We start from the raw sequence: 23,978 nt of genomic DNA on the forward strand, positions 1-23,978 counted from the left end.
ATGCTTGGCAAAATGACCGCAACAACAAAGAAAGTCGGATAAACTGGCAGTTTACCACCAAGGAATCAAGAGTGAAACTAAAAAGACTTTATCCGTCATTTAATGATTAACATAACACTAGTAACAAAAGTATTTACATTTGAGTGTATTGGTGTAATAAAAGCTATACTTAATTATATACCAATTCGTTATGGTCAAAAAAATAACGTAGTCCTGACCGCCAGCCAAAGTGGCACGGTAAAAGTCTTTGTGGCCAACGAAAGCGATGTGGACGTATGGACTGGGCGTCCCCGTTCGACAACCTGCAAATCACCTACAGCCCCCGTCTGGAAGTAATCTCCGCCTTGGATGAGTACCCCTACGGTAGTATCTTGCAAGAACACCACTTAGAAGGAGTGGACAAAGGCCGCTACGACTACCAGACTAGCCGTCCGCAGGAAACTTTGCCGAAAAAGACCAAGAGACCGGCTGGAATGCGTTTGAGTTGAGGATGTATGGTGGGAAAATGGGAAGGTGGTTGAGCACGGATCCTTATGGACAGTATTGGTCTCCTTATGTGGGGATGGGGAATAATCCCATGAACAGAGTGGATCTGGATGGGGGAACAGATGATCCTATTCGTCTTAAAGAAGTAACTATACTTGGAAAACGTAGTTGGTTTGCCTCATTTTGGGGTGGTATAAAAAATTTCTTTAAAAATATAGATTGGGCCGCTTCTGATAACTACATGGCTAGTTTACCAAACTATGGAGGGATTACCTATTTTGGTAAATACGGGAGTGGAACTTATTGGGAACGAACAAATAATCAATTTTATCAATCAATACCTTTTTCCACTGAAGCAGGGATAACTGTAGATTTAAGGTTTACTCCTACAAAAGCAGGGAATGATAAACTAATAGGGGGGGCCTATGTTTATGGCTACAATAGTACTAAAGGAGAGCTGGTGCTTGACCCTAAGGAAGGTTATGTTGCAATTCCTGCAACCGAAAAACTTGAAGTTCGTCTGATGCCCCAGACGATGGGTGTAAGAGCTTTGTATACTCATTTACCATCTATTGGTAAAAAAACATCTTTGTTAAGCCTTAGACATCAATATGATGTTAGTGTTGCTTTTAAAACAGGTACTATTAAAGTTGGTCAATTATTGAATTTGGGAACAAGAAAAATTCATATAATGAACAAGTATACATTTAGTGTGCATGTATTTGCAACTCAGTATTTTGTATCAACTCCAGAAATGAGACAAGCTTTTTATAAAGATTTGACAACAACTTATCTTCCTTCTAGATATAGAAAATGATGAAAATAAGTTTGGAAAAAATTAGTAAAGTTGAAGGGGGATATCGCTATTTATTTAGAGATTTTAACCCTATTAAGAATAAATTCAAAGAATATAAGTTTAATCAGCCTTATTGGTTATTTGAAAATCAAAAAATTTTTAAGTATGAGATTTATTTACTTAAGTATATTGCTACGAAGATTGGCAAAATACTTCTTTTAGTAGTCATAATAGATGCTTTATTCTTAGCGATTATTGATCAATTCTTGTTTACATTTTCATATATTCATTCTTTCCCAATTCTATATTTGGTATTAGTAATTTGTGGAATAGTCTATTTTTTCTATGAAATTAGATCAGAAATTTATTTTCTTAAAGATAGTATAAAGATACCTGGAGTAATAGAAGAGAAGATAATGGATCCTGGAGAGGCCAGTATAACCAAATATTCTATTTCTTATGTATATCAAGATCAAAAATATAGTATTTTTACTGATATTGGAGGGCTTAATGCATATGAAGTAGGGGATCAGGTTACCGTTTTGATTGGAAATAGATTTCCAGAAATTATTAAAATTTATTGTGGATGGTTTTTCAGGCTAAGTGTATTTGATATTATTATTTATGGTATTTTAATTTATACTAGAGTATTTCTTGCGCCAGGTTGGATAGATTAAAATGAGTGACAATATTGATTTTCATAATTCTTTCTGGATTTGAGAGTAGTTTCCTACCATTGTAGTCTCTTTTTTCTTTTTAAAAACATTGTCGCGAAATAATCTATAGCTTGTAGCCCATTACTACCTGAATACTTATCTCAGAATTGATGTCCGCCAGCCAGAGTGGTACGGTAAAAGTCTTTGTGGCCAACAAAAGCGATGTGGACGTATGGACTGGGCGTCCCCGTTCGACAACCTGCAAATCACCTACAGCCCCCGTCTGGAAGTAATCTCCGCCTTGGATTATTACCCCTATGGCAGTATCTTGCAAGAACTTCACTTAGAAGGAGTGGACAAAGGCCGTTATGACTACCAGACTAGCCGTCCGCAGGAAACTTTGCCGAGAAAGACCAAGAAACCGGCTGGAATGCGTTTGAGTTAAGAAATTATGACCCTATAATAGGACGTTGGCTCACTACCGATCCGTATGGGCAATATTTCAGTCCCTACTTGGGTATGGGTAACAATCCTGTTAATCGTTTTGACCCTGATGGTGGATTTGATTGGTATAGAAATAATCAGACAAACGATGTGGTTTGGATAGATGGCTCAGCAGAGGTTGATGGCTTTACACACTTATCTGCCAATGCGCTTGACCCTTCAGTAATTGGTGCAATTAGCTCAAGTATACAGGCTGGTGGATTTGATAAGTTTTTAGAGTACTTTAATAATTCTCGTTTAGGCAGTGATTATTTCTTTGACCTTTCTAACACATTTGATTTTCCTCGTGAGGGGTGGTTAGCGTCATTAATAGATAACAGTTTGCCAATAAGTGATGCTTTCCACATTTCAGAATGGACACACAGTTCAATTGCTAATGGGACAGAAGCTAATAATGCTCTTGAGCATCATATCGGAACATTTTTAATGACGAATAGATGGGGCCCTGGATCTGCTGGTGCGATAACTACTGCCAATGAAATCAGAGGATTAATAATTAATGATAGACAAAGTGGGAGGATGCTTGATGCGCTAAGAGGTCGACCTGGCACTGCATTCGAATGGAAGGATATCGGGAATAATATTATCGGAGGATGGAAGTATACTAAGTGGCATTTTTCGAATTATGTATTTAATCGAAATGCATGGTTTAACGACATGCCTTCTAACGCAAAAGTTTTGCATTAATCACTATGAGTAAAAATGCGCTATATATCCTTTCTACTTTATTTTTCATAGGTTGTGGAGAACAAAAAGATTTTGTTCACAAGGTGGAATTGGCACCGATAAATACAAACGGAACACTTTATTATGATTTATACAAGACAGGTATTGATAATTATAAGTACGAATTTAAAATAAGTACTAAGCAGGATACACTAGATGTGTTTGAGGTGCATTTAAATGATGCTACCTACAAAAATATAGAGTTTAATGTGAAGGAAAATAGAGATACAATATTTATCAACTCCAATTGGAATTTAGGCCGTTATAGTAAATTGGTAAAAAATAAAATGGTTGTTTTGAAAGAGTAGTAAACAAAATCATTTAAAAATATTAGCCAGGTTTAGCCAGCCTGGCTGGAATGCGTTTGAGCTGAGGATGTATGATGGGAAAGTTGGGAATAAACCCAAACTCTCCACTCCTTAGTGACCTAAAGAATCCGATCTGTCAAATAACCTCTCAGCCCCAAAGGGGCCAAATCACATAGCCAAGGGAGTAGCCCTTGGGTAAAAATAAGATGCCGTCCCAGCCCTGAAAGGGCGGAATATCTTTTAATCCCAGGCTCGTTATTGTATTTCGCTCCTTCGGAGCTATGGCTACATTTTCTATGGTTATTTTAGGGTTGTACCCTGAACTGTTGGATGGTGTCCCTTCGGGACTTCGCGGCAATTATCAGACTGGCCGTCCGCAGGAGACTTTGCCGAAAAAGACCAAGAAACCGGCTGGAATGCGTTTGAATTGAGGATGTATGATTCCAAGGTTGCAAGGTGGTTGTCTATTGATCCGGCCAGACAGTTTGCTTCGCCTTATGTGGGGATGGGGAATAATCCGATTGCAGGGGTGGATCCGGATGGAGCATTCTTTTTAACTGATTTTGTAAATCAATTAACAGGGGAAACAATACATATTGATGATGGTATGGATCAAGTAGTAATGGTTGATCCAAGTGATTGGTCATTTATAGAAATGATGAGTACAAATGACACTTGGACTTGGGAAAACTCTTCTACTTATTTCTCAATTATTAATGATGGACTTGTTGATTTAAATGGTGATTTTGGGATGATTGCGAGAACTGTGTTTGCTGAAATGCGTAGTGGTGATGCTAATTCAAAATTAATAGTTGCAGAGTCGCTGAGAAATAGGAATGATTGTGGTTGTTATGAAGGTAGGGGTGGCTATTCTAAATTTATTCCTAAATTTTATGATGCAGCAAAAACTTGGGATAAAAACTATAATAAGTGGCAAAATCCATATATTGTTGCTAACAAAAACCCAATTGCAATGAAGGCATGGTTAGGGTCATTAACAGCTGCATGGAAAGCATATGGGTTAAACTCAAATATTGCCAAAGGGGCTATATTTTATAATTCATCGAGCAGTACCCAATGGGATAAAGTGTTTAAAAAAATAGAATTAAATATTCCTCATAAAGGGATTAAAGGAATATGGACAAATCAAAAAATACATTAATTACAGTGATTATATTCACTTTCATTAGCATAACTGGTTTTTCTCAGCCCAATAAGAAGAGTGTTTGGTTTAAAGATATTGATAGTGATAGGTTTAAAGTTTTATGGAAATCTAATGGAATAATACATGAATCGGTTACAACATTTGAAATAACTTCTAAAGAAAAGTTGACTTTAGAGGTCTCAAATTTGAAAGAATTTATATTTTCTGAGAGTACAGGAAATCCAGGTAACCGCTTTATTATTCTTTTTAAGGCTGAGAAAGCTTTGGAACGGGTAATTGAAAATGTAATTAAATTAAACGATGCATTAGGGGTGATTGTTTATTACTGTATTAATGAAAATAAGTTAGTGATCGAAGAGTATCGAATGAATAGGAAAAAACAATATAATTTGAATATAGACTGCCCTACATTTACCTACATCTGTTTGGATGCACAAAGCTCTTTTTTTGAGGAAGATGGGTTTCATTTGAGAACTTATGAAGGTGAAGAAGTAATATTGTATTATAAAAAATAGAACTATCTTCCCTTAGTATATTAGTACCCTCTTTCCAGTGACACTACGGGTAAGCAATGCGAGTTAAACTTCAGAGATATCACTCCTCACTCCGTTTGTACCTTGCAAGAACTTCACTTAGAAGGAGTGGACAAAGGCCGCTACGGCTACCAGACTAGCCGTCCGCAGGAAACTTTGCCGAAAAAGACCAAGAGCCTGGCTGGAATGCGTTTGAGTTGAGGATGTATGATTCCAAGGTTACAAGGTGGTTGTCTATTGATCCGGCCAGGCAGTTTGCTTCGCCTTATGTGGGGATGGGGAATAGTCCGGTGAATGGGATAGATAAAGATGGGGATATTGCATGGTTTGTCCCTGGATTGGTAGGAGGAGTAATTGGACTTGGTTTTAATATCACAGCTCAGGTAACAGAAGGAAAGTTTGATATTACATCTGGCCAGACATGGGCTAGAATGGGTGTAGCAACTGGGACAGGTTTTGGTCTTGCTTATACACCAGGTGGTCTTGCTGGTGTTGCTACTGCAGGGGCTGTTTCTGGTGGATCGAATGTGCTTGATCAAGCTATAAAAAATGGAGGTTTTGATAATATTGATACTCATGAAGCACTGGCAAGTGCAGTAGGTGGAGCAATAGGAAATGGGGTTGGTCAGATGGTTGGAAAAAGTCTACAAGCTGGAACAACAGGAGGAAGTTTGCTTATCACTAATTTTGGAGTAGATATGAGATCAAAAGCCGTGCAAAATGCCATTAGCTCAGCTTCAGAAGTTGTTGGTGGTGTTAGTGGTGCCTTTTCAGCCATCTGGATGAATGAGCTAATGCATATGAATTTTAATTGGGGAGATACTGATATAGTATATGGAGTTACTCCTTGGGGGTATGAATATGCAGTACCTAAAGGTGAAACATTGTTTTTACCAGAAATAACAATTACCCCTGTGGGAGTCCTGATTCCGCAAGAGCAGAAGGTAAAAGATTAATTTTGTTACAAGAAATAGCAATTACAATAGAAATTAAAGAAATGTTACGTATAGTTATATTATTGGTATCCTTGTTTTTGTGGTTGTTTTTAATTAACTATTTAAGACATATAAGAGGATTGTCAATTTTAGAAATGATAGGTTTTTTTCTGTTAATTGTGGCTTTTACATACCTTGTCATAAGGAAAAAGATTTAGAAGATTAAATTATTCCAGCATTTTTTAATTTGCAGTGTCTGACATTTGTAAATGTATTTCAAGTTGACTTTTGTCGTATCTATAGATAGGTAATTTTTAAGGTTCTTGGTAACACGGAAAGTAAGGTCCAAGATGGTTTAAGGTTTACTTTTTGAATGGAATATGTAGGGTGTGGTGTGAAATTACAGTTTCCGATTGTCTTTGGTTTTCTGATATTCTTTCTTCTTAAAGAAAAGGCCTACTTTTTTACAAAAGTGATGGTTTTAAAAAACAACTGCTATGAAAGTATCTTGCAAGAACACCACTTAGAAGGAGTGGGTAAAGGCCGTTATGACTACCAGACTAGCCGTCCGCAGGAAACTTTGCCGAAAAGGATAAAGAGACTGGTTGGAATGCTTTTGAACTGAGGATGTATGATGGGAAAGTAGGAAGATGGTTGAGTACGGATCCGGCCAGGCAGTTTGCTTCGCCTTATGTGGGGATGGGGAATAATCCGATTGCAGGGGTGGATCCGGATGGAGCTTTGTTTCTTATCGATGATTTTCTAATAGGGGGAATTAAAGGATTGTTCAATGGTGAAGGGTTCTTTCAGAGTGGAGCAAGACATTTTGAGAACTCGGCCAAGATATGGGGTGGGTTATTTGCTGGTGATATTGGTCAAATAGCGAGTAGGCTTACTTGGGAATTACCACAAACGATTGTAGGATTTATAGGTTCACATGGGACAAATATGATTGGTCATGTGAATAGTGTTAGCTATTTTGATGGTGTAACTTTTTCTCAGACTTCTGGTAGTTGGGGAGCAATTACATTAGGGAGTTATATATTAGGAGACCAGTCTGTAAATGCCGTAGTTGGAGATTATACTTTTATGCATGAGTTTGGACATTATCAGCAAAGTAGGCAGAATGGTCCTTTATATTTGCTTAAATATGGTTTGCCGAGTGCTTTTGGTGCAGATTGGACTGAACATGATGCAAATTTTAGAGGAGCGCAATATTTTTCATCAAATTACAATTTCACATGGAATCCAAATTATTATTCACCCAATTCTCCGTATCACAAATACTCATATTTACCACAGAATAAAATTAATGCCAAATGGTGGGAATATGGTCTTTTTGCAACTGGTATTCCTATACCAGTTATACCAATTTTAAATGCTAATAAAGGGAGATGATAGATGTTAAAATTATACTTTTACTGGTATCAGTATTACTTCAATCAAGTTGTGACAAAACTGAAAATAGTACAGTGTTGAGAATAAGAAATGAAACAATTGATTCAGTTTACTATCAGTTTTCATGGTCACATCCCGATACAACAATTGCTGATTTTAACCCTTTGAACGATTCTTATAACTATTTGATACTTCCTTTTTCAGAAAAGAGAGTTAATGCAAGAAATTCAAAGAATTATGATTATTGGGCAGAGTTGTTTTCCGATGGTAAAAAAGAATATTTGTTTATTTTCCATGCAGATACCTTATTGAATAATGATTGGGAAAGTGTTCGTTCCGATTATAAGATTCTCAGGCGAATTGAATTAAGTAGGGATCTTTTACAGAAAAATAATTGGGTCATTATGTATAAATAAAGATTACTATCCTCTTAAAAAAAGAGAGATGCCTTCTCAGCCTTGAAAGGGCGGGGATATCTTTACTCCCAGGCTCGTTTTTGTATTTTGCTCCTTCGGAGCTTGGATTACATTTCCTCTGGTTAGCTGCACCCTGAGCGATGGCGTCCCTTCGGGACTTTTAGGAGAGTCGATTATAAAAGTAACAAATCCCTATCAAAGTTGGTAAGAAGATTTCGGTATTTCCTTTTAAAGAGAGGTTTGATTTTTATACCCAGTAAATCACCTACAGCCTCCGCTTGAAATTGCTCTCCGCCTTGGATGAGTATCCCTACGGTAGTACCTTGCAAGAATACCACTTAGAAGGAGTGGACAAAGGCCGCTATGACTACCAGACTGGCCGTCCGCATCCAGGGAATACAAGATTTTAGCAATGGTTTTGTAAACTCAGTGGTGAGCAGCCATATGATGGATTTTGATAGGGCGGACTTAGACAATGAAATGTTTGAGAATAGCCAGTTTACCGGGGACATAGTCAGTGTTGGGAAGGACATGTTTGAAAGGAGCTGCAACAACAGGAATGGCTTCAGGAAGTCTTCATGACTCCTATCATAAATTAAAGAGGGAAGAATAATGGTAAGTTGAGTCCAGACAAACTAAATCGTTTACGCCAACAACGTCAGAATGGTCCTATTAGTAAAAAAGATGTACAAAAGCTGAAAGGACACGAAAAAAATACTGGAAAAAGAGGATCAAGACATAATAAAGGTGGTAGTAGAAGATAAAATACTTGCAAAAAAAATAGCTTCACTTGAATATCAAACAGCTAATAAAGCATTAAGAGAAGTGTTAGCTAAAGTAAACGCTGAAGAGCAGTTGAGTATTGAAGACATTAAATATATTCTCAATATTCCTGAAAAGTCTTTAATAGGCGATTTTTTGATTGAATATGATTATTTTACCGAAGATCAGAAATCGTTTATTGAGTCTTATATCATAGCTAATCTCAATGATGAAGATAGGGACTTTGTTTCTGATATGATAGATTTTGCTACTATAGAGAGCTTGAACTTACCCTATGAGGTCTGTATTGACTTTTTGAAAAGCAACACTGAAGGCGAAAGTTATGTAGTGTCTTCAGTTCTATCCTATTTAATAAGCCAGCCAAAGTTTAATTACATCGAGAAATTATTTGTTGCTCTGACGAATGTATTAGAAGATGCAAGCTTTTTTCAAAATGCCCAGCTAAAAGCTGCATTTTGTTTATTTCGAATCACACAAGACAGAAAATATTTACGAGAGGTTATTGAATTGGTTGAAAAGGGCCAATCAATCAATAAAGATTTATTAAAGAACATGTTATCAATTCATTTTAATAATAATAAGTATTTTTCTATAAGAGAATTAGAAAAATATAGATAGGGTCACCTTAAAGCCAAAGGGTAAAGAAAATGGAAAGCCGGCCTTGCGTAAGTGGGGCTGGTTTTGTCATTAAGAGAGGTTTTTATGTGTAATGTCCTTTGGTTGGCGGATTATACAATGTTTTCTCCTACTTCATAGATAAGGTGCTGCCCTCTAAGCTGTTGGATGGCGCCCCTGCGGGACTTTTAAAAGTAACAAATTCCTGTCAAAGTTGGTAAGAAGATTTCGGTATTTCTTTTTAAAGAAAGGTTTGATTTTGAATTTTATACCCAGTAAATCACCTACAGCCTCCGCTTGAAATTGCTCTCCGCCTTGGATGAGTATCCCTACGGCAGTATCTTGCAAGAACACCACTTAGAAGGAGTGGACAAAGGCCGTTACAATTACCAGACTGGCCGACCACAGGAAACCTTGCCGAAAAAGATAAAGGCTGGAATGCGTTTGATAAAGCAGTTGCTTTTATTAGGAAGGAACTAGTAGATCATTATAAGGCTCACGGAACTGGTACTGGAGCAAGAAGCGGATGTCATGGGTAAGGCAGGGACTGAATTAATTAGAAGGGCTAACGATAAGTCTTTATTGCCAGAGTTTAGGGATCTACTAAGACTTGAAGGGAACCCTTAATAAAGGTCGAGCAATTAATCATGCTGAAAGATGACAAGTACATTTGAGGATATATATGAAAAGTTAGAACAGGCACTTTGTGAAGATGCTTTAGATAAAAGTAAAGTCATATTAGATTCCATTAAAGAGGAATTAGTCTCTGTTCAGGCAAGTGAAAGTAGTGAGGAAGAGTTTTATAAACAGTACTTATTGGGCTTGTCGTGGTATTATGATCCTGATGAAAGTGAAATAAGAAGTAAAAAGATTATCGAATATTTTAAAAACGCCTTGGCTATAAAGGGTTTTGATAATTATACTTTGTATTATTTTGGGTGTCATCTTTTTGATGAAAAAAAATATGCTTCTGCAAGAGAATACTTTGAAAGAATAGATTTTGGTTATCAAGAAAATCTTGAACAATCGTGGAGAACTTTAAAGGTTAGCGAACTTGTTCTTTGTTGTAATTTATACTTAGCGAGAGATGCGAAAGATATTTTACAGTACCGAACTGAAGCGCAAAGTGTGCTTAAAGCTTATAATAGTAGAGAGCCTGATGAAGTAGCCAATCCTGATGAAATAATAAATTGTTTAAAGATTGTTAATGAGGTTCTTGCCACAGCAGGCCTTGCCCCAATCGGCATAGAATAGCACAAAAGAGAAGTTACTAGGTGTAGATTGCTCCTACGCCTTTATATTTAATAAGTGTAGGTGGGTATGGCGCTCTTATCTAGGTACAAGAGTGTATTATGGTAGAGGAGCTATTCCTCAATTACAGTCATCTACGGCATTTCTTAATTCGGCACAGCCATGGGCTCAACAACTGATTGATGCATTTGCTTAGGTTAGGTATGGTACACGTGGTCAATTTACAACGCTATTAGACCCATTGATGATTATGGTCTTACCTTAAACTATGTGGAGGTAATTCCTGACCAATGATTGGAACATGGCTTTTGTATTTCGCTCCTTTGGAGCTTGGACTACATTTCCTACGGTTATTTCAGGGCTGCACCCTGAGCTATTGGATGGCGTCCCTTCCGGGACTCCTCAGCAACTACCAACTGCAAGGGACTTTGCTGAAAAGGACCAAGAAACCGGCTAGAATGCGTTTGAGCTGAGGATGTACGATGGGAAAATGAGAATAAACCCAAACTTCCCATTCCTTAGTTACCTAAAGAATCCGCTCGACCTAAATAATCTTTCAGCCCCAAAGGGGCCAAATCATACAGCCAAGGGTATAGCCCTTGGGCAAAAGAGAGGTGCCGTTCCAGCCCTGAAAGGGCGGGATATCTTTTACTCCCAGGCTCGTTATTGTATTTCGCTCCTTTGGAGCTTGGACTGCATTTCCTATGGTTATTTTAGGGCTGCACCCTGGGCTATTGGATGGCGCCCCTCCGGGACTTTGCAGTAAGAAAGGATTACCTCTCTATGGTTACCTAGGAGAAGGTATTAAATAAGTCGAATCATTTAGATACACTACAAACCCATACAACTTCTTTTACACATTCCGTTTACTTTGTACCTTCGTAGGTTATTTAACTACCTTAGTTTTTGTGCAATATTTTATAATGATAAAAATGGTATGAAATCAATAGAAAATAAAACAATGATGAAAATTATACTTATCGTTCTGGTATTGCTTTTTCCATATATGGGAAACTCTCAAACCTTACAAGGCGAGCGGCTTACACTTTCGTTAAGTGGAGAAGAGCATAGTAATATTGCTAGCTTTTCAAGTAGAAACCCAGAAGCTCCTTATGTAAGCTGGTATCATAATATAAATAATGAAGTGCCTGTACGTTATGGATATATCCAGGTAGGAAAATTCAGTGAGAATCATAAGCTGTTTTTATTTACTACTCAAAATGGAGCTAATTTTAATTTTAGAGGTGGAAATGTAGGTATTAATAATGCCTTTCCATCTTATCTGTTAGATGTTGCAGGGCGTGTCAATGCTACTGAATATTTGATTAACGGAGTGCCTTTACAACCATCATTGTGGTCTCATTCTTCTGAGAACATCCATTTTACCAATGGTAAAGTAGGTATTGGTACTTCAAATTTCAGTAAAGAAGGTTTTCAATTATATGTAAAAGAAGGAGTTCTAGCCGAAAAGATTGTAGTTAAATTGGAAAGTGCTTGGGGAGATTATGTGTTTGAGCCAGAATATAAACTCAAACCGCTTTCAGAAGTGGAAACATATATTAAGGCTCATAAACATTTACCGGAAATACCTTCAGCTTCAGAAATCGAAAAAAATGGAGTTAACCTTGGAGAAATGGATGCTGCGATGATGAAAAAAATAGAAGAATTAACCCTGTATATGATTGAATTGAAAAAGGAAAACGATGCCTTAAAACAGCGGGTGGAAGAATTGGAGAAAAAGGATTAACGGTCTTTTTTAGCAATTTTAACACAGGTCATTCTCGCATTATGAGAGAATGACCTGTGTTTTTATGGAGCTCCTTGAAATTATTGGCAGTGGTCATTCCTGTTATTTATTCAATTCCTTGTCGAAGTATTGTTTCGCGATTTGATTTCCCGGGGCGTTTGTTCGTTGGGTTTTTCAGGGTGGGAAAGCCTCTTTGTAAATGCTACCAGGGTGATAGTTTGTAATTGGTGTGGTGATAATTTAATAAACAGTTTATGGGTATTGATAGCAAGAATAGAGGAAATAAACGTATATTCGAGGGTATCCATTGATATGGTAAAATTTCTTGTCCACTATATTATTCAAAGTAAGCCATGCAAAAATTCACAGAGTGTTTAAACGATCTGGTAGACTATTTCATCTTGTCGGACATTTTGGTGCTTTCTGAATTCCAGGCCGAACATAATTTGTCTGAACATTTGGAAAGAGAATTTACCACAAATGAGAGTGGCGATCAAGCGGTGGAAAGCGGAACCATTATTCCACTGTCAGGCATTGAAAATTATCCTTATACCATTTACTTTAATACAAAGTCGGAAATGTCGATTTTTGACGAGTTGGAAAGTGAACTGCAATTCCGGAAAACAGGATATATTTTACAAGTAAAAAGTGGTGAATTATACTTATTTACCATGCCTTACTTAAGAGATTGGACCAAAGGGAGGGAATTGTTGAAAACAAATGCCATAAGACCTAAAATCCAATTGGAAAATGGCTGGTATTCGGTGGAGATTTCAGGAGGGGAAACCTGGCAGGAAGAAGGATGGGAGCCTACTTTTGAATTCAGATTGGAAAAAAGAACTGATAAGCCGGAATATACTGCCGATATGAATTTTCGATTTACCATCCACAGTCGTGAGTATTGAGTTTAAATGAGAGCTATATGCTGCCACTTGAGAATCCAAATGCCTGGAACAAACTCAATTGTCTGGGGAAAGCAGAAGCGTTACCCAAATTACTCTTGCAGTTGAAAGAAGGCGAGGAAAACGAGGTTTTAGAAGAGATTTGCTGGGAATATATCTACCATCAAAATACCTTGTACCAATCAACCGTAGCCATCTTCCCGCATTTGATGGAGATTGCAAAATATTCCCAAAATGAAGCGTTTCTTCTCGACTTGTTTTTGAATTTGGGAATCATTTTAGCCGAATTGGATACAGAAGGCCTATATCTAAAGGCAATTCTACAAGAACAGAATAACCTGGATCAAACTACTCAAGAGCTATTATACCGTGCTTTTGTGTCTGCTTTCGAAGAGTTTGCTCATTTGGGAGAGCGTTTGCAAAAACATATTTATGCTCGGGATGAGGAAACAAAAAGGTATTTTTTTATGGCATATGCGGTAGCAAATAAATTTTACGAGCTTGGACGTGTATGGAATACCTATACCGAAAATACCGAATACAGAAGCATTTGTCCGGGTTGTTCGGCAGAGCACTATCTATGGAATGAATCAGATAAATTGGTTTTATATATCCAAGATCCGGTAACCAACAAAGCGCAACAAACTTTTGATTTACTCCCTCTCGAACAGCAAGCGTTAGCAAGCCAAGCCGGTGAAAAGGGCTGGCTTTATGAGCATATCGTGAAGTTTAAAATTAACTCTTTGCTTCCCCTTGTGCCCTCATTGTTGGGTAGGGCCATCTGCCCGGGTTGTGGAAAAAATTATGATGTCTTTGCATCAGTGATCAACACTGTGGTTTGAATGGGATTCGGGCAGTCCGTATCCCAGTAGTAACAAATCAATACAAGCTTCAACTGCGCTATAGGGTGAGTGAAGCTTTGTTTTTTACAACAAGGGTTTCAAAATTGTAATTGAAGCGAATTAACCTTTTTCTTTTCCTTAAAAAATGTTTTAAACACGCCTCCTCTGTGTTACTTTTTTCAACAATAGCTTTGGTTATTCTCTTCAAAAAGTGCCTTGATGAGCCGGTTTTGATTCCATTTTCGGTCAAAAATTATACGTTTAAACCACTTCATGGAATGAGTTGGAGGGGGAGTTAATGTTTTTGAAAAATCTTTGAATTTTAGTACCTTTGAAACGGTATTTATACTGTACTCAAATAGTTTTTGGCTTTTGACAGGTTCTTGAAAAATAGGAGGGAACCTCTTATTGAAAATTAACAAATGATCATGGAAGAAGATTTTTATGGCATTGACAAAGAGCGAGCCCATACGCGAGCCCTTGAACTGATACCAGAGGCATTTTTTTGGAGTGGAATAGATGAATTGGCCCCTTTTGGCTCGGATGAAGGGTTTACAGCCTTAAGTGAGTTCAGAAGATGGAAGAGGGTATTTCCGGATAAACCCATTCTGGGGTGCTTACAATGGACGATAGAAAGTGTAGGGGAAATGGAGTTCGCAGAGTACAATGAGAGCTTATTGGATAGGAAAAGAATTCAGGCGCAGTTGGAAAATTCGGATTTTGATGAACATCAATATATTTATACCTTGGATGTCTCAGTGATTGCTACAGGGTTCGGACAGTTAATAGATGAAGGAACCATTGATCCGGAGATCAAGCCCATTCTCCGCTTGGCAATAGACAGGCAAAAACTTTGGGCCGGATTTGCCTCTCAATGGAAATTCAAGGAGGAATATATCCAACGCTTGCAGGTGTTATCCCGGGTATTAAAAGTGGCGTGATGGCAAGTAAATTTTAATACATAATTAGATGAAAGTGATGATTCTATGTTTAGTAATTCTGATAGATTACAGTATTCTAAATGTGCAAGCGATGGAAGGTGCCAAATTATTAGATTTTCTGGCGAAAGCTCCCAACTCTCTTTTTGATTATACTACAGAGGGGATTTTGAGTGAAGAGAAAAATATTTTACTTAAAAATGGAGAATCGGAGGTTTGGAAAATTATTCGTTCTCAAGATACTTTGTTGAGTATTGAGTGTAAGTATGGAAATTCAATTGTGCACTTAATACCATTGGTAAGTAATTTTGGCTCACAGGTTATCCTTTCTTATACTGAAAACGAACGAACCTCAATGATTGAAACATGGCAAATGGAAGATGAAAAGGTATGGAAAGTACAACTATTACCGTCTGTTAAAGCGAAGGATTTTTTTACTGAAGAACACCGGTTTGCCAATGTATCGGAATATGACAGCAATGTATCCCTGTTTATGGAGGTTCCCTCGCAGGTAATCAGCGCTACGCTAAATACCTGGATGGAGGACGAGTTTGAAGATAAAAATATAGACTATGAAATTGAGCTGAAATGGGATGGGACGGACTTTCAAAAAATTAAACGGAAGTTGTCCCAAAAGTAGAGAAGCTTGAACAGTTAAAATTCAGTTGGCTTTTTGGGTGCTTGCACCAAAGTTTGTTTGTACCGGGAAGGGGAATGCCCGGTGTGTTGTTTGATAAACTTCGTAAAATGACTGCAAATTCTCTTAACTTACTCCTTTTCTTTGTATCCGGAATCATTTTAAAACCAAACTCAAAAAGTATGAATTCAGGGAATCAAAAAATAGGAATAGCCGGATTAGGAGGCGTGGGTGGATTTATCGGTGCCCCCCTTGTAAAGACCTATAAAGAGAAGGAAGATGTGCAAGTTATTTTTATCTGTAGAGGAGAAACCAAAGAGCGTATCCGGCAAAAGGGTTTAACCTTTGAGTCCAATGGCGTAATAGAAACCGTATTTCCCGGTATGGCTTCGGATGATCCTGCGGAAATCGGAACTTTGGATGTCTTACTCATTGCTTGTAAGTCTTACTCACTGGCCTCCCTGCTGGAAGAGTACAAGGGCTGTATTGGTGAAAATACGGTGATCATTCCGCTTCAAAATATGGTGAATGCAAAAGAAGTCATTCAACAGACGTTACCCGGTCGGGGAAAGGTTTTGGAAGGCTGTATTTATGTGGTATCGAATGTGAAAGAGAAAGGCTACATCCTGCATGCGGGAGGACCGGGAAAAATTTTTATTGGAGGAGAAAAACAAGAAGAGTACGCGTGGTTGGTTGAGCTGTTGCGCAAGGGAGGACTGGACATTACCTATGAAGAAGAAATTAAAAAAGTACTGTGGAAAAAGTTTCTATTTCTTTCTCCGGTGGCATCTGTGACCAGCGCTTTTCAAGTGACATTTGGCCAATTGTTAGAGAATGAGGAATTAATGAAAACCTTGGATGGTTTGATGCGGGAGGTTCAATTGTTAGCTCAGGCGAAAAACATTTCGCTATCCAACGATGATATAACGAACTTAAAAACTCTCTTGACTCAATTTCCTTACGAGTCCAAATCCTCCCTTCAACTGGATTTTGAAAAGCACAACCGTACGGAAAAAGCCTTTTTGGTGGACTATGTGATCGAGACTGGTAAGCAATACGGAATGGATACACCATATTATGAGCGAATAAATGATCAATTAAAGCATGGTTGAACTGCAAACCTGTTGACCGAAACGTTCAGATAATGGATTGAAAAAAATATGCCCCGGACCCTGTTTAACATATAGTGACCGAGCAAAATAGCGAATGAAGTAGAGAAAGTCGAAAAGCTATAGCGGTCTATTCACCTTGTTACTCATTCAGCAAAAAGAGTCGAATATAGGCCGCCTCTTGGATGATTGAATAAGGGTTTGGGGCATAGGTCTTATTTTCGAAACGGTTTGGTCAACCAGCGCCATACTCTTTTGTGCAACGGAGGGCGTTTAGTAGAAACCACAAACTCGGTTAATTCCATTTGTCGAGACAGAGACACATCATGAATATAAGAATGAGAAGGACCTACAGTTAGCTCTTTTTGTGCATAGCCAATAAAGGTAAAGACCAAAGCTGCATCACCTTGATTCCAAAGGGAGTTAGGTATTTGAATTGTATACTTACCATCTACATCCGTAAAAGTATGGATATTGGTTTCTTTAACCACTATCATGATACCATAGATAGGCATCATGTCTGTTGCATCTGTTACCTTACCTTGAATCTCCACACTGTCAGAAACACTAACTTGCTTATTCTTGCCTTTCACTACTTGTTCACCTAACCGAGCGTTTTCAGAGTGTAAAAGTTCTATTTGCGGTTGGGTAGGGGCATCGCTTGCCAAAGTATTTTCTGAGGTAAAGAGGGTAGCGAGAGCTAAAAAAGCAGATTTCCACCAGTTGTTTTGGATTCTTGCTTTATTTACATTTTTGTTTTTCAACTGCTCTTCTGAATACAGTCCGCACACCGGTCCTTCTGAATTGATATAGGTCAGCGCAATTTCCAAATCACTTTTTCCCCTGAAATCACGGATGAGGTTAGAACATTTGGTACAAATTCTACCACCTTCGGTGGGTTCCATTTCCTCCCAATACTGGTTACAAATCTTTAGTTTCGACAGGTTTAATTTATTAAAAGTTGGGTTTTCCATAGTGGTGAAATCACGGGTTTTTGGCTTTCTTATAAGGTTTTATGGATAGTAATATCCCTGAAAATAGTTATTGATTGAAATTATACAAAACCTTTTGAAAAAGAAATGCATGATTTTTTTGCCAAAGTGTGGTCTTGATATTGAATCACGGTTCAGTGTAGATGTATTTTTATGCGGGAGTAACGATCGCGTGTCCGGTTGCCAGATTGGATATACATTTTAAAGTTCATTGCTTTTTAACAAAAGGATAATGTGGATTGAAAAATTATAACAAAGCAAAGGAGTATTTTTGTGCTTCTGGAATAATCTGTATATTACCTTGGTTTTCAATTGGATTCTATGAAAAGATGAATGTATTTGCCTGATTAATTTACTCTATGCTACTACAACTACCTGTTTTAAATGAAAATGAGTTATAAAAACACTACATATAAAAGCTCTTTTGAAAACCAGTTTACCTTGGAAGAACTCTTTCAAGAATTCTATAAGAAATTAGTGTACTTTTCATTTCAGTTAGTCAAAGATCAAGAAAATGCCGAAGACATCGTTCAAGAAGTCTTTATCAAATTTTGGGATAACAGACAGGATGTTCCAGCCTCAAAACCGGCCATTCAAAACTATTTATACAAAGCGGTAAAAAATGCCAGTATGAATCTGATCCGGCATTATAAAGTACGGGATAAGTATATAGATCAGGTTGAAAATAACTCTGTGGAAGACTCAACTGTAATCGATGCGATGATCTATGCCGAAGTCTTGGCTGAATTGCATGCGGCTATCGAAACCCTGCCCGAAGCCTGCCAACAGATTTCCCGGTTAGGCTATTTGGAAGGAAAGTCTAACAAAGAGATCGCGCAACAATTGGATATCTCCGTGAACACCGTAAAAACACAAAAACAAAGAGGGCTTCAATTGCTTCGAATGAGAATCCGCCCCGAAATGCTGTACTTGATAGCACTTTGTTTTCCTATTTGACATCTTCTTTTTCCTCCAAGGGCTGTTCCCTTGGCTGTATGATTTGGCCCCTTTGGGTCCGGAACGGCCAGGTTTTTAGGTCACTAAGGGATGGGAAGTTTGTTTTTTTTCATCATGCATCCTCAGTTCAAAAGCATTCCGATCGGTCTCTTGGTCCTTTTCGGCAAAGTTTCCTGCGGACGGCCAGTCTGGTAATTGTAACGGTCTTTATCCACTCCTTAGGGATGCTCATCCAAGGCGGAGGATGTGGTTGATTTGCAGGTTATGGAGTTCATCAAAATCAGTCCTTTCCTTAAAAAAAACACCGGGATATTTCTGGTAAGTTTGACAGGGATTTTTAAGATCAACTCTCCTAAAAGTCCCGGAGGGACGCCATCCAATAATTCAGGGTGCAGTCCTGAAATATAGGAAATGTAGTCAAAGCTCCGAAGGAGCAAAATACAAAAAAACAAGCTTGGGAGTAAAGATAACTCCCCGGATAATTTAACAACGTTAACCTGTCAACGAATTCTAGGACGGGTCACTTGATTTAAATTTTTTTAAAAAAAATGACTCTTCTTTTCACCCACTTTTTCTTCGAAGGTGTAATAAGGATAGAAGTAAACCCATGGAAGAACATAAATACATAGATCAAATCGTCAGGCTCATTCTCAAAAGCCTTGAACACCCACTCAGTCCAGGGGAAAAAGAAAAGCTGGATAAATGGCTTTCAATAAGTAAAAGTAATAGGGCGTTTATGGAGAAGGTTAAGGATGAGAACCGCCTGAAAAAAGAACTTGACTTTTTTGCTGCGATAGATTCAAAGGCTGCTTTTGAAAAAATGCAAAGCAAAACCCGGAAAAAGCAAATGCCTCAATTCCAGAATTTTGGAAGATATGCAGCGGCCGCAATTTTAATTTTATGGATAGCTGCTATGGGCATCTGGAAATACGGAATGCAAGAGTCTCAAAAATCTGCAGCTCAACAAGAGGAAATTGTTCAAAACGATGTCTTACCAGGAACGGACAAAGCCCGGCTGATTTTGGCCGATGGTTCCGTACTTCCTCTGCAAGACCTTGAAGAAGGATTGGTGAATGAAGAAGAAGGGATGCAAATTGTAAAGATTGACCAACAAGTGATTTATAAATTGCTTGAGGGGGATGAAAGGAAAGTACCGCTTACTGAATACCACACTATTGAGATTCCGAAGGGAGGGAAGTATCAAATCGTCTTGTCCGATGGGAGTAAAGTGTGGTTGAATTCGGCTACTACTCTCCGGTATCCCAGCCAGTTTGAAAAAGACAGAAGGCATGTTGTCTTGAATGGAGAAGCCTATTTTGAAGTCAGCCCTGACAAGCAAGCACCGTTTACCGTAGAAGCCCGGGGCACAGTGGTCAAAGTATTGGGTACCCATTTCAATATTAAGGCATATGAAAATGAACCGCTCACAAAAACCACTCTGTTGGAGGGTTCCGTAGAGGTGGGAAATCAACAACGTACACAGATTATTGTACCGGGGCAACAAGCCCAGGTAGGAGAGGACGTCCAGGTGGCGGATGTGGATTCGAAAGAAGCGGTAGCATGGAAAAACGGTTATTTCCTGTTTAACGGAACCCGGCTGGACGACTTGTTAAGACAATTGGAAAGGTGGTATGAAATAGAGGTACATTTCACGGGTGATTTGCCACAAAAGCACTATTCGGGCACTATTACCAAAGACACCAATTTGTCACAGGTATTGAAAATGTTAGAACTCTCCGGATCTATAAAATTTGAAATTAAAAACCAGAAACTCTATGTGATGCCATCATCTTAAACACAGTAGCAAAGAGTAACCATAAAAATACCGGTAACGTGGGGATGTCACCGGTACACACAAGGCTTACTTCTCGCTAGATTTCGACATATAACTTGAATTTATCACCTTGAAACTGCAAATGTATGAAATTAACGTATCTGTTCAAAGGTAGGGGCTGGTACTTCTATGCCCCTCCAAAACCTTTATGGATTATGAGGTTGACCTTGTTTTTGACGCTGGCTTTGAGCTTTCAATTAACGGCAAAAAGCCATTCGCAAGTCATCACCGTCTCTGAAAAAAATAGCTCTTTAGTCTCTTTATTAAAGGCCATTGAAAGCCAAACGGAGTATCATTTTATCTACAATGACGAGTTGATGGAAATGGCCAAGCCGGTCAGTATCAGAGCAAAAAATATAAGCCTGGAAAAAGCACTGAATCAGATTTTTGTCAAACAGCCCCTTTCTTACAACTTTATGGGCAAATACATTGTGATAAAGCCCAAAGAAGAATCCCTTCCTAAAGCCATTACGGTAACGGGTACTGTATATGACGAAGGAGGGGCCCCGCTTCCCGGAGCAGCGATCCGGATCAAGGGAAAAACGCAAGGGACTATTTCCGATGAAGAGGGTAAATACCGTTTGGCAGGCATTGAGGAAGAGGATGTGCTGATCATTTCTTATATCGGTTATACCACACAGGAAATTCAAGTAAACAAGCGAACGGAGATTGACATCACGATGCAGGTTTCTACCAGTGCGCTTTCTGAAGTGGTGGTGATCGGGTACGGCTCTCAGGAACGCAATGAAGTAACCAGTGCTATTTCTTCATTTAAACCTTCCGAAGTGGATACAAGGCCTGTATTAGGCCCCGATCAGTTAGTGCAAGGAAGAATGCCGGGAGTGTTGGTTTCTGCCGGAGGAGGAACACCCGGTAGCAATGTGCGGGTGAGTGTGCGGGGCATCGGTTCGTTAAGTGCTCAAAACGAACCCTTGTATGTGGTGGACGGAATCCCCTTGGTCAACCATAATGCAGCCTTGTACAATTTAGGAGAAGGAATGAATCCCCTGGCGGAATTGAACCCCAATGATATCGAATCCATCGAAGTATTGAAAGATGCGGCTTCTGCGGCAATTTACGGCTCCAGGGCTACTAATGGAGTGATCATCATCACTACAAAAACCGGGAAATCGGGGGTGTCCAAACTGGATATCAACGCTAGTTATGGGGTGCAAAATTTGCCGAATTTAGACAATGTTAAAATGGCTGATTCGGATTTGTACCTGGAAGTGCTCAACGAAGGAATCAACAATTATAACCAACAAAACGGTTATCAGCCGGGCGACAAAAATTTTGTCCGGTACAGGGAAAATCCTTACCCGGGCCTTGATGATACCGATTGGATAGATTTGGTATTGCAACAAGCAAAAATGACGAATGTAAACCTGTCTTTTTCCAGTGGAACGGAGAAAACGAAACTCTATGTATCAGGGAGTTATTTGGATCAAGAGGGTGTGATTATTAGCAACCGGTTTAGAAAATATACGGGCAAGTTAAATATCAACCATAAGTTGTTAGACTGGTTGAAAGTGGGAACTAACTCTACGTTGAGTTTTTCCAGAAACAACCGGATACCCAATTCGAATATAGGTTCCTCCGTATTGCTGAGAAGTGTAGGGCAACGCCCATTCGATCGTCCGTACAAACCCAATGGGGAGTATTATGTGGGTGGTACGGAAGAATTAATCTTTCATAACAATCAACAGATCATCAATGAGCAAGATGCAAAATTGGATAATTACCGTTACCTGGGAAATTTCTTTGCCAACCTGCAATTGCATAAAAACCTGTACCTGGAGAACTCTTTGGGAATAGACGCAATCTATACCGAGGACTTTCTATACTATAAAGCAACGCACCCTTACGGAACAGGAAGTGGTAGAATACTGGATCGAAGAAGGTTGATAGGAAATGTCTTAATTGAAAATACTTTGCATTATGATAAAACCTTTGGCGATTTAAGTTTTTCGGCACTGGTCGGTCATTCGTTCCAAAAAGTCAGCACAAGTACTTCTTATATAGACGGTAGAGGCTTCCCCTCCCCATCATTTGATGTGATTTCCGTGGCAGGTGAAATTGCCGGAGCATCTACAGGCTTCGGAGAAAGTGCCTTGGATTCCTATTATTCCAGAGTAAACCTTTCTTGGGCAGGTAAATATTTAATGAGTCTCTCCCTGCGGGCCGATGGCTCTTCCAAGTTTTCAAATGCCAAGCGTTATGGAGCTTTCCCTTCCGTCTCTTTAGGATGGAATGTTTCAAAAGAAAAGTTCTGGAATGTAAAAGGGGCCGAATTGAAAGTCCGGACGAGTTTTGGAGCCACTGGTAACCAAGATGGCATCGGAAGTTATGCCTATCAAGCCTTGATGGGTGGAGGTGCAAATTATGGAACTAATAGCGGAATTGCCATTACGACTTTTGGGAATGAAAACCTCACCTGGGAAACTGCCGAACAATTTGATATTGGGATCGACTTGTCTTTATTCGAAGGCAAAATCAATTTCACAACGGATTATTTTGTCAAAAATACCAACAACTTATTGTACAGCATGCCTATCCATGCAACCAGTGGGTTTACCAGTATCACCAGTAACATCGGCTCTATGCAAAACAAAGGCTTGGAGTTTATGTTGAATGTAAATCAAAACCTCGGTCCGGTGGAATGGTCCTCTGACTTTAATATTTCCTTTATCCGGAATGAATTGACCAATCTGTTAGGAGACGAACCACTGTTGATTGGGGCCAACAGGACTTTACAAGTAGGGGAAGAAGTAGGCAGCTTTTATATGTATAAAATGTTGGGTATTTTCCAGTCGGACGAAGAAATTCCTCAAACCTTATTTGATCAAGGAGTAAGGGCTGGTGACGTCCATTACGAAGATGTCAACGGAGATGGCTTGATCAATGTGGACGACCGTCAGGTTATCGGTTCATCCAATCCGGATTTTTATGGAGGATGGAACAATCGCTTTCGCTATAAAAACTTCGATTTTAATGTGTTTTTTACCTACGCCCAAGGCTTTGAGGTCTATGCGCCTTGGCGTATCGTCACCGATCGTTTGGGAATTGGTTTTCAGGGGATGAGAGAAGAGGTCGCCTTGAACCGTTGGACCGGGCCGGGCAGCAGTAATGATGTGCCCCGGGCTATCTACGGAAGTGGTTATAATATCCAAAATTCCTCTCGCTTTTTGGAAGATGGGTCTTACATCCGTTTGCGCTCCCTGTCTTTGGGTTATACCCTTCCGGAAAATTTGTCTTCCAAATTAAAACTATCGAAACTGCGGGTGTACTTTCAAGGAGATAACCTGTGGTTGATCAGTAAGTACTCGGGCTTGGACCCTGAGGTGACCAAGAATTTTGATCCGAGGTTTATGGCTGAAGATAATTTCAATTTGCCTCAACCCAGATCATTCAGTTTCGGAATCAATGCCAGCTTCTAATAAAACCTATT

Annotated in this window: 23 protein-coding genes and 3 pseudogenes; 24 read left to right on the plus strand and 2 right to left on the minus strand. The window is 38.9% G+C overall.

Annotation, left to right across the window (positions count from 1 at the left end):
- Positions 1-275 precede the first annotated feature (275 nt).
- The 16 genes and pseudogenes from AAG747_RS28515 to AAG747_RS28590 all read left to right on the plus strand — a co-directional run bounded on the left by AAG747_RS28515 (position 276) and on the right by AAG747_RS28590 (position 12,319).
- On the plus strand, positions 276-488 hold the full coding sequence (locus tag AAG747_RS28515; protein WP_346824037.1) for a hypothetical protein: 213 nt from the start codon (positions 276-278) through the stop codon (positions 486-488).
- A 17-nt stretch (positions 489-505) separates the two neighbouring features.
- Positions 506-1,303 carry an RHS repeat-associated core domain-containing protein gene (locus AAG747_RS28520; RefSeq protein WP_346824709.1) on the plus strand — a complete coding sequence of 266 codons (798 nt, stop codon included), beginning with the start codon at positions 506-508 and terminating at the stop codon, positions 1,301-1,303.
- Positions 1,300-1,959 carry a hypothetical protein gene (locus AAG747_RS28525; protein ID WP_346824675.1) on the plus strand — a complete coding sequence of 220 codons (660 nt, stop codon included), beginning with the start codon at positions 1,300-1,302 and terminating at the stop codon, positions 1,957-1,959. The genes AAG747_RS28520 and AAG747_RS28525 overlap by 4 nt, the downstream gene beginning before the upstream one ends.
- Before the next feature lie 211 nt (positions 1,960-2,170).
- On the plus strand, positions 2,171-2,383 hold the full coding sequence (locus AAG747_RS28530) for a hypothetical protein (protein WP_346824676.1): 213 nt from the start codon (positions 2,171-2,173) through the stop codon (positions 2,381-2,383).
- A gap of 74 nt (positions 2,384-2,457) precedes the next feature.
- Positions 2,458-3,129 carry a hypothetical protein gene (locus AAG747_RS28535; protein WP_346824677.1) on the plus strand — a complete coding sequence of 224 codons (672 nt, stop codon included), beginning with the start codon at positions 2,458-2,460 and terminating at the stop codon, positions 3,127-3,129.
- Positions 3,130-3,134: 5 nt separating this feature from the next.
- Positions 3,135-3,476: a hypothetical protein gene (locus AAG747_RS28540; RefSeq protein ID WP_346824678.1), complete on the plus strand. Its 342-nt coding sequence runs from the start codon at positions 3,135-3,137 to the stop codon at positions 3,474-3,476.
- 388 nt (positions 3,477-3,864) lie between these two features.
- Positions 3,865-4,638, plus strand: a pseudogene (locus tag AAG747_RS28545) (RHS repeat domain-containing protein); the annotation flags it as partial.
- Positions 4,614-5,156, plus strand: coding sequence for a hypothetical protein (locus tag AAG747_RS28550; RefSeq protein WP_346824679.1), 543 nt, complete (start codon positions 4,614-4,616; stop codon positions 5,154-5,156). The pseudogene AAG747_RS28545 and the gene AAG747_RS28550, both read left to right, overlap by 25 nt.
- Before the next feature lie 191 nt (positions 5,157-5,347).
- Positions 5,348-6,130 (plus strand): annotated as a pseudogene (locus tag AAG747_RS28555) (RHS repeat-associated core domain-containing protein); the annotation flags it as partial.
- A 576-nt stretch (positions 6,131-6,706) separates the two neighbouring features.
- Positions 6,707-7,507 (plus strand): annotated as a pseudogene (locus AAG747_RS28560) (RHS repeat-associated core domain-containing protein); the annotation flags it as partial.
- Entirely contained in the window at positions 7,504-7,923 is a 420-nt protein-coding gene (locus tag AAG747_RS28565) for a hypothetical protein (RefSeq protein WP_346824680.1), read from the plus strand. The pseudogene AAG747_RS28560 and the gene AAG747_RS28565, both read left to right, overlap by 4 nt.
- Positions 7,924-8,286: 363 nt before the next feature.
- The gene (locus AAG747_RS28570; RefSeq protein WP_346824681.1) at positions 8,287-8,505 is read left to right on the plus strand and encodes a hypothetical protein; all 219 of its coding nucleotides are present in this window, start codon (positions 8,287-8,289) and stop codon (positions 8,503-8,505) included.
- Between the two features lie 165 nt (positions 8,506-8,670).
- Entirely contained in the window at positions 8,671-9,324 is a 654-nt protein-coding gene (locus AAG747_RS28575) for a hypothetical protein (RefSeq protein ID WP_346824682.1), read from the plus strand.
- A gap of 654 nt (positions 9,325-9,978) precedes the next feature.
- A complete protein-coding gene (locus AAG747_RS28580; protein WP_346824683.1) occupies positions 9,979-10,575 on the plus strand; it encodes a hypothetical protein in 597 nt (198 codons plus the stop codon).
- A gap of 298 nt (positions 10,576-10,873) precedes the next feature.
- On the plus strand, positions 10,874-11,029 hold the full coding sequence (locus AAG747_RS28585; RefSeq protein WP_346824684.1) for a hypothetical protein: 156 nt from the start codon (positions 10,874-10,876) through the stop codon (positions 11,027-11,029).
- Positions 11,030-11,509: 480 nt separating this feature from the next.
- On the plus strand, positions 11,510-12,319 hold the full coding sequence (locus AAG747_RS28590; protein ID WP_346824685.1) for a hypothetical protein: 810 nt from the start codon (positions 11,510-11,512) through the stop codon (positions 12,317-12,319).
- Between the two features lie 110 nt (positions 12,320-12,429).
- On the opposite strand, the gene AAG747_RS28595 is transcribed toward AAG747_RS28590, so the two are convergent.
- Complete coding sequence (locus AAG747_RS28595; RefSeq protein ID WP_346824686.1) at positions 12,430-12,627, minus strand: hypothetical protein; 198 nt, start codon at positions 12,625-12,627, stop codon at positions 12,430-12,432.
- A gap of 45 nt (positions 12,628-12,672) precedes the next feature.
- Between AAG747_RS28595 and AAG747_RS28600 the strand changes: the two genes are divergently transcribed.
- The 5 genes from AAG747_RS28600 to AAG747_RS28620 all read left to right on the plus strand — a co-directional run bounded on the left by AAG747_RS28600 (position 12,673) and on the right by AAG747_RS28620 (position 16,750).
- Positions 12,673-13,224 carry a hypothetical protein gene (locus AAG747_RS28600; protein WP_346824687.1) on the plus strand — a complete coding sequence of 184 codons (552 nt, stop codon included), beginning with the start codon at positions 12,673-12,675 and terminating at the stop codon, positions 13,222-13,224.
- A 17-nt stretch (positions 13,225-13,241) separates the two neighbouring features.
- A complete protein-coding gene (locus AAG747_RS28605) occupies positions 13,242-14,063 on the plus strand; it encodes a hypothetical protein (RefSeq protein ID WP_346824688.1) in 822 nt (273 codons plus the stop codon).
- A gap of 428 nt (positions 14,064-14,491) precedes the next feature.
- Positions 14,492-15,004, plus strand: coding sequence for a hypothetical protein (locus AAG747_RS28610; protein WP_346824689.1), 513 nt, complete (start codon positions 14,492-14,494; stop codon positions 15,002-15,004).
- 28 nt (positions 15,005-15,032) lie between these two features.
- Positions 15,033-15,641: a hypothetical protein gene (locus tag AAG747_RS28615; protein ID WP_346824690.1), complete on the plus strand. Its 609-nt coding sequence runs from the start codon at positions 15,033-15,035 to the stop codon at positions 15,639-15,641.
- 179 nt (positions 15,642-15,820) lie between these two features.
- Positions 15,821-16,750, plus strand: coding sequence for a ketopantoate reductase family protein (locus tag AAG747_RS28620; RefSeq protein WP_346824691.1), 930 nt, complete (start codon positions 15,821-15,823; stop codon positions 16,748-16,750).
- Between the two features lie 212 nt (positions 16,751-16,962).
- On the opposite strand, the gene AAG747_RS28625 is transcribed toward AAG747_RS28620, so the two are convergent.
- Positions 16,963-17,721, minus strand: coding sequence for a carboxypeptidase-like regulatory domain-containing protein (locus tag AAG747_RS28625; protein WP_346824692.1), 759 nt, complete (start codon positions 17,719-17,721; stop codon positions 16,963-16,965).
- A gap of 402 nt (positions 17,722-18,123) precedes the next feature.
- On the opposite strand from AAG747_RS28625, the gene AAG747_RS28630 reads away from it, so the two are divergent.
- The 3 genes from AAG747_RS28630 (at position 18,124) to AAG747_RS28640 (ending at position 23,967) form a co-directional block, all read left to right on the plus strand.
- Entirely contained in the window at positions 18,124-18,696 is a 573-nt protein-coding gene (locus AAG747_RS28630) for an RNA polymerase sigma-70 factor (RefSeq protein ID WP_346824693.1), read from the plus strand.
- A 607-nt stretch (positions 18,697-19,303) separates the two neighbouring features.
- Positions 19,304-20,491 carry a FecR family protein gene (locus tag AAG747_RS28635; protein ID WP_346824694.1) on the plus strand — a complete coding sequence of 396 codons (1,188 nt, stop codon included), beginning with the start codon at positions 19,304-19,306 and terminating at the stop codon, positions 20,489-20,491.
- Positions 20,492-20,616: 125 nt separating this feature from the next.
- A complete protein-coding gene (locus tag AAG747_RS28640) occupies positions 20,617-23,967 on the plus strand; it encodes a TonB-dependent receptor (protein ID WP_346824695.1) in 3,351 nt (1,116 codons plus the stop codon).
- Positions 23,968-23,978: the final 11 nt, after the last annotated feature.

Source organism: Rapidithrix thailandica (genome assembly GCF_039710355.1).
Taxonomy (GTDB): Bacteria; Bacteroidota; Bacteroidia; order Cytophagales; family Flammeovirgaceae; genus Rapidithrix; species Rapidithrix thailandica.

Bases quoted from the DNA above. Each gene is read 5' to 3' on its own strand.
- AAG747_RS28515 (WP_346824037.1), top strand. From the start codon at position 276: ATGGACTGGGCGTCCCCGTTCGACAACCTGCAAATCACCTACAGCCCC.
- AAG747_RS28520 (WP_346824709.1), top strand. From the start codon at position 506: ATGGGAAGGTGGTTGAGCACGGATCCTTATGGACAGTATTGGTCTCCT.
- AAG747_RS28525 (WP_346824675.1), top strand. From the start codon at position 1,300: ATGATGAAAATAAGTTTGGAAAAAATTAGTAAAGTTGAAGGGGGATAT.
- AAG747_RS28530 (WP_346824676.1), top strand. From the start codon at position 2,171: ATGGACTGGGCGTCCCCGTTCGACAACCTGCAAATCACCTACAGCCCC.
- AAG747_RS28535 (WP_346824677.1), top strand. From the start codon at position 2,458: ATGGGTAACAATCCTGTTAATCGTTTTGACCCTGATGGTGGATTTGAT.
- AAG747_RS28540 (WP_346824678.1), top strand. From the start codon at position 3,135: ATGAGTAAAAATGCGCTATATATCCTTTCTACTTTATTTTTCATAGGT.
- AAG747_RS28550 (WP_346824679.1), top strand. From the start codon at position 4,614: ATGGACAAATCAAAAAATACATTAATTACAGTGATTATATTCACTTTC.
- AAG747_RS28565 (WP_346824680.1), top strand. From the start codon at position 7,504: ATGATAGATGTTAAAATTATACTTTTACTGGTATCAGTATTACTTCAA.
- AAG747_RS28570 (WP_346824681.1), top strand. From the start codon at position 8,287: ATGACTACCAGACTGGCCGTCCGCATCCAGGGAATACAAGATTTTAGC.
- AAG747_RS28580 (WP_346824683.1), top strand. From the start codon at position 9,979: ATGACAAGTACATTTGAGGATATATATGAAAAGTTAGAACAGGCACTT.
- AAG747_RS28585 (WP_346824684.1), top strand. From the start codon at position 10,874: ATGGCTTTTGTATTTCGCTCCTTTGGAGCTTGGACTACATTTCCTACG.
- AAG747_RS28590 (WP_346824685.1), top strand. From the start codon at position 11,510: ATGAAATCAATAGAAAATAAAACAATGATGAAAATTATACTTATCGTT.
- AAG747_RS28595 (WP_346824686.1), bottom strand. From the start codon at position 12,627: ATGGATACCCTCGAATATACGTTTATTTCCTCTATTCTTGCTATCAAT.
- AAG747_RS28600 (WP_346824687.1), top strand. From the start codon at position 12,673: ATGCAAAAATTCACAGAGTGTTTAAACGATCTGGTAGACTATTTCATC.
- AAG747_RS28605 (WP_346824688.1), top strand. From the start codon at position 13,242: ATGCTGCCACTTGAGAATCCAAATGCCTGGAACAAACTCAATTGTCTG.
- AAG747_RS28610 (WP_346824689.1), top strand. From the start codon at position 14,492: ATGGAAGAAGATTTTTATGGCATTGACAAAGAGCGAGCCCATACGCGA.
- AAG747_RS28615 (WP_346824690.1), top strand. From the start codon at position 15,033: ATGAAAGTGATGATTCTATGTTTAGTAATTCTGATAGATTACAGTATT.
- AAG747_RS28620 (WP_346824691.1), top strand. From the start codon at position 15,821: ATGAATTCAGGGAATCAAAAAATAGGAATAGCCGGATTAGGAGGCGTG.
- AAG747_RS28625 (WP_346824692.1), bottom strand. From the start codon at position 17,721: ATGGAAAACCCAACTTTTAATAAATTAAACCTGTCGAAACTAAAGATT.
- AAG747_RS28630 (WP_346824693.1), top strand. From the start codon at position 18,124: ATGAAAATGAGTTATAAAAACACTACATATAAAAGCTCTTTTGAAAAC.
- AAG747_RS28635 (WP_346824694.1), top strand. From the start codon at position 19,304: ATGGAAGAACATAAATACATAGATCAAATCGTCAGGCTCATTCTCAAA.
- AAG747_RS28640 (WP_346824695.1), top strand. From the start codon at position 20,617: ATGAAATTAACGTATCTGTTCAAAGGTAGGGGCTGGTACTTCTATGCC.